Origin of the sequence: Clostridium sp., assembly GCF_040797585.1 — a bacterium.
In the GTDB taxonomy this organism is placed as follows: Bacteria; Bacillota; Clostridia; order Clostridiales; family Clostridiaceae; genus Clostridium_Z.
Map to the genome: position 1 here is coordinate 1 of NZ_JBFNEO010000191.1, position 5,377 is coordinate 5,377.

General features: G+C 30.5%; 4 protein-coding genes. All 4 read left to right on the forward strand.

Features of this window, described 5'->3' with window-relative positions:
- The first annotated feature begins 202 nt into the window (after positions 1-202).
- Positions 203-1,582 (forward strand): tRNA uridine-5-carboxymethylaminomethyl(34) synthesis GTPase MnmE, encoded by a 1,380-nt coding sequence (gene mnmE / locus AB2369_RS10980; protein ID WP_367666524.1) that lies wholly within the window; start codon positions 203-205, stop codon positions 1,580-1,582.
- Between the two features lie 7 nt (positions 1,583-1,589).
- Complete coding sequence (gene mnmG / locus AB2369_RS10985) at positions 1,590-3,467, forward strand: tRNA uridine-5-carboxymethylaminomethyl(34) synthesis enzyme MnmG (protein ID WP_367666525.1); 1,878 nt, start codon at positions 1,590-1,592, stop codon at positions 3,465-3,467.
- Between the two features lie 17 nt (positions 3,468-3,484).
- On the forward strand, positions 3,485-4,204 hold the full coding sequence (gene rsmG / locus AB2369_RS10990) for a 16S rRNA (guanine(527)-N(7))-methyltransferase RsmG (RefSeq protein WP_367666526.1): 720 nt from the start codon (positions 3,485-3,487) through the stop codon (positions 4,202-4,204).
- A gap of 120 nt (positions 4,205-4,324) precedes the next feature.
- On the forward strand, positions 4,325-5,107 hold the full coding sequence (noc, locus tag AB2369_RS10995; protein ID WP_367666527.1) for a nucleoid occlusion protein: 783 nt from the start codon (positions 4,325-4,327) through the stop codon (positions 5,105-5,107).
- Positions 5,108-5,377: the final 270 nt, after the last annotated feature.

A 5,377-nucleotide genomic window follows, 5' to 3' on the forward strand; every position in this document is an offset into this window, starting at 1 on the left:
GTAATAATGGTATAAAATTCAGCCTGTAAAGTAATAAAAAAATAGTTTAAAATATTAAGGGCGAAAATATAAATAACTAAATAAAAAAATTTTCTTTTAATAGTATTTTAGGTTATACTATTATTTAGTGATTTTTGTTTGAAACCATTATAATTTAAGGGTTTATGTGATAAAATGGAATATTATAAAAAGGAGGATTTATATGAGAGATTTTGATACAATAGCAGCTATTGCAACAGCTATTGGAGAAGGCGGAATTTCAATAATAAGGCTATCAGGAACTAAAGCTTTAGAGATTGTATCATCAATATTTAAAGGAAAAAATGATAGACCTTTAAATGATATAGAACCATATACAATGAGGTACGGACATATTATTGATAAGGAAACTAATGAGGTTTTAGATGAAGTAATAATTTCATATATGAAAGGACCTAGAAGTTTCACAGCAGAGGATTCTGTTGAGATAAATTGTCATGGTGGAGTATTTTCAACTAATAGAATACTTGAAGAAGTCATAAAAAATGGAGCAAGAAATGCAGAACCAGGAGAATTTACTAAAAGAGCATTTCTTAATGGTAGAATTGACTTAACTCAAGCAGAAGCAGTAATTGATTTAATAAATGCAAAAACTGATTTATCTATGAAATCTGCACTTCTTCAAAGTGAAGGTAGAATATCAAAAGAGATAAATGAGATTAGACATAGATTATTAGGAGCCATAGCTCACATAGAGGCAACTGTAGACTTCCCAGAGGATGATCTTGAAGAAATTACAGGAAATCAAGTATCTGAGAGTTTAAGGGATATAATAAAAGACATAGAAGGTCTTTTATCTACAGCAAATGAAGGTAAGATACTAAGAGAAGGGTTAAACATGGTTATAGTAGGCAAACCTAATGTTGGAAAATCCTCCCTTATGAATAGTCTTTTAATGGAAAAGAGAGCTATAGTTACGGAAGTAGCGGGAACTACAAGAGATGTAATTGAAGAATATATAAATATAAGTGGTATACCAGTTAAAATAGTAGATACTGCAGGGATAAGAGAAACAGAGGATATTGTTGAAAAGATTGGTGTAGAAAAAAGTAAAGAGAAAATAAGTGAAGCAGATTTAATTGTTTTTATGTTAGATTTAAGCAGAGAACTTGATGATGAAGATAGGGAAATAATTGAATATATAAAAGATAAAAAGCACATAGTTATTTTAAATAAAGCTGACTTAGACAAGAAACTTTATATAGAAGATTTAGAAGGTTTAAATAAAGAAAATATACTTACTATATCTGCTAAAACAGGAGAAGGTGTAAAAGTATTAAAAGACAAGATAAAATCAATGTTCTTTAGTGGAGCAATCTCTGCCACAGAAGTAATGATAACTAATAGTAGACATAAAGAAGCTTTATATAAGGCAAAAGAAAGATGTAAGGCAGCTCTTGATACATTAGATATTGGAATATCTATAGATTTAGCGTCCATAGATGTTAGAGCTGCATGGATGAATTTAGGAGAAATCACAGGAGAAACTTTAGAAGAGGATATTATAGATAAGATATTCTCAGAATTCTGTATAGGAAAGTAGGTGTATTATGAAAAAGTACTTAAGAGGAGAATATGATGTAGTTGTAATAGGGGCTGGACACGCTGGATGTGAAGCAGCTCTTGCTTCTGCAAGAATGGGTATGAAAACCCTTATGTCAACTTTAAACTTAGATAGTATAGCTATGATGCCTTGTAACCCTAATATTGGGGGAACTGCTAAAGGGCATTTAGTTAGAGAAATAGATGCTTTAGGTGGAGAAATGGGAACTAACATAGATAAGACATTTATCCAATCTAGAATGCTTAACACATCAAAGGGACCAGCAGTACATTCTTTAAGAGCTCAAGCAGATAAGAAGAGATATCAAGACACTATGAAAAGCGTACTTGAGAATCAAGAGAACTTAGATGTAAAACAGTGTGAGATTATAGATATAGAGCTTACTGATGGAAAAGTAAGTGGAGTAGTTACAAGTACAGGAGCTACTTATAATACAAAAGCTGTTATAGTGGCTTCAGGAACCTATTTAAGAGGTAAGATAATAATAGGAGAGTTCAGACAGGATAGTGGTCCAAACGGTCTTGCATCGGCAAATGAGCTAACAAATACCTTAAAGAGATTTGGTATATCACTAAGAAGATTTAAAACAGGAACTCCTGCAAGAGTTAATATGAGATCTGTAGATTTTTCAAAAATGGTAGAACAAAAGGGCGACGACAAAATAGTACCATTCTCATTTATGAATAAAAATGTAGATAGAGAACAAGTATCTTGTTGGTTAACCTATACTAACGAAGAAACACATAGAGTTATAACAGAAAATATAAATAGATCCCCTCTTTATAATGGGGAAATAGAAGGGATAGGACCAAGATATTGTCCTTCAATAGAAGATAAAGTAATGAGATTCCCAGATAAGCTTCAACATCAAATATTTATAGAACCAGAGGGAGAAGACACTTTAGAAATGTATGTTCAAGGAATGTCTAGTTCATTACCAGAAGAAGTACAGCTAAAGATGTTAAAAACAATACCAGGTCTTGAAAATGCAGAGGTAATGAGAACAGGATATGCTATAGAGTATGATTGTGTTGATCCATTAGAATTAAAGCCTTCCTTAGAGCTTAAGAAGGTAGATGGCTTATTTGGAGCAGGTCAGCTTAATGGAACATCAGGATATGAGGAAGCAGCATCTCAAGGGCTTATAGCAGGTATAAATGCTGCTCTTAGAGTAAAAGGAGAAGATTCATTAATATTAACTAGATCAGATGGATATATAGGTGTTTTAATTGATGATTTAGTTACAAAAGGAACAAATGAGCCATACAGAATGATGACTTCTAGAGCAGAGTATAGGCTTCTTTTAAGACAAGATAATGCAGATTTAAGATTAACTGAGATAGGAAGAAAAGTAGGATTAGTATCTGATGAAAGATATGAAAGATTCTTGTTTAGAAAACAACAAATAGAGCAAGAGGTAGAGAGAATAAAGAATTTACAGATTACTAATAAAAAAGAGGTAAATGAATTTTTAGTAAGTTTAGATTCAGCAGAGCTTAAGAAACCTATAAGTTTATACGAATTAATAAAGAGACCGGAACTTGATTATTGGATGGTAAAGCCATTAGATAAAGAAAGACCTGAATTACCAAAAGATGTTGAAGAACAAGTTGGGATTATGTCTAAATACGAAGGATATATAGAAAAACAATTAGATCAGGTTAATCAATTCAAAAAGTTTGAGAAGAAGTTAATGCCAAATGATATAGACTATAATAATATAAAGGGTTTAAGAATAGAAGCAGTACAGAAGTTAACTTCTATAAGACCAATTAGTATAGGGCAAGCATCAAGAATATCAGGGGTTTCACCAGCAGATATATCTGTACTTTTAATATATCTAGAGCATAAATATAACAATTAACCTATTGGAGGATGTATATGATTTATTTTGATCTTATGAAAAAGGCATGTGATGATGTTCAGATGTCATTCAATGAGGATAAATATAATAAGTTTATTTTATATAAAGATTTACTTAAGGAATGGAATGAAAAAATAAACTTAACAGCTATAACAGAGGATGAGGCGATAATAAAAAAGCACTTTATAGACTGTATAAAGGCATTTAAATTTCAAGGGTTTAAAGAAGCTGAAAGTATCATTGATGTTGGAACTGGAGCTGGGTTTCCAGGAATACCAGTTGGGATAATGAATGAAAACACTAATATACTTCTTTTAGATTCATTAAATAAAAGAGTAAACTTTTTAAATGATGTTATAGAAAAATTAGAATTAAATAATTTTAAGACTCTTCATGGTAGGGCAGAGGAAGTATCAAGAAAGAAAGAATATAGGGAAAAGTTTCATATAGCTACTTCAAGAGCAGTTGCTAATATGTGTGTATTAAGTGAACTATGTTTACCTTATGTAAAGGTAGGGGGATACTTTGTTGCATTAAAAGGTCCAGCAGTAGAGGAAGAGTTAAACGAAGCAAAAAATGCTATAGGAACATTAGGTGGAAAACTTGAGACTGTAATACCTGTAGAGGTTGATGGTACAGACCTAAATCATAATTTAGTTATAATAAAAAAAGTAAAGGAAACTCCAGGAGTTTATCCAAGAAAAGCAAGTAGCATAAGCAAGAAACCTATCAAATAACAACAAAATATAGAATTTAGGACAATTATTTGTCCTAAATTTTTTCTAATAAAAAAGAGGAAAAGTTTTACTATATGTAGAAATGTTAATATAAGGAAAATAGCGAGGGATGGTACGGGTATGCAAAATGAAGTTTGTTATGTGGATCCAGAATTAATTTATCCTAACTTATATCAACCACGAAAGGTTTTTGATGAAGAGGCTATAGAGGAATTATCTAAGTCAATAAAAACTTATGGGATAATACAGCCTCTTTCAGTTAGGAAAAGTTATGATAATAAATATGAATTAGTAGCTGGAGAGAGAAGACTTAGAGCGGCGAAAAAAGCTGGATTAAAACAAGTGCCAGTTATAATAGTAGAAATAAATGAGAAAGATTCTGCGGCTATAGCATTACTTGAAAATATACAAAGAGAGAATTTGAATTTTATAGAGGAAGCAGAAGCTTATTATAATTTAATTAAGATTCACTCATATACTCAAGATCAATTAGCAGAGTTTATAGGAAAGAAGCAATCTACCATAGCTAATAAATTAAGAATTCTTAAACTATCTGATGAAGTAAGAAGTGTATTATTAGATAATAAGCTAACTGAGAGACATGGAAGAGCTTTATTAAAACTACCAGATGAAGAAATGCAATTATATATATTAGATATAGTAGTAAAAAGAGGCCTTAATGTAAAAAAGACAGAGGAACTTATAGAAAAAGAATTATTAAAGCTTGCTAATAAAGAATTAGCTACTGATGGTAAAAAAAGAATAAAAGGAGTATTTTCTTCTAAGATATATATAAACACTATAAAACAGGTATTTGATAAGTACGGAATAAATGCTCAATATAAATCTAAAGATTTAGATGAGTTTGTAGAGGTTACAGTAAGAATACCTAAAGGAAAATAATAAAGGGAATGTTTCATGTGAAACATTCCTTTTATTATTTTAAAATTTATATAAAGAATTATAGTAAATACTTAAGTTAAATATGTTTTTGGGATATAATAGAGCAAAGTAGAAACTATAGATAAACTACCTCAAAACTCAACCTTTGAATAAGCTTTAAATAATGGTACCTAGTGATTTAGTTTAAGGTGTGATGTAGTACATCTATATCTATAGGTTTTTAGCTTGAATCTTAACTTATACATGCACTTAAGCTCTTTAAAATCTTGG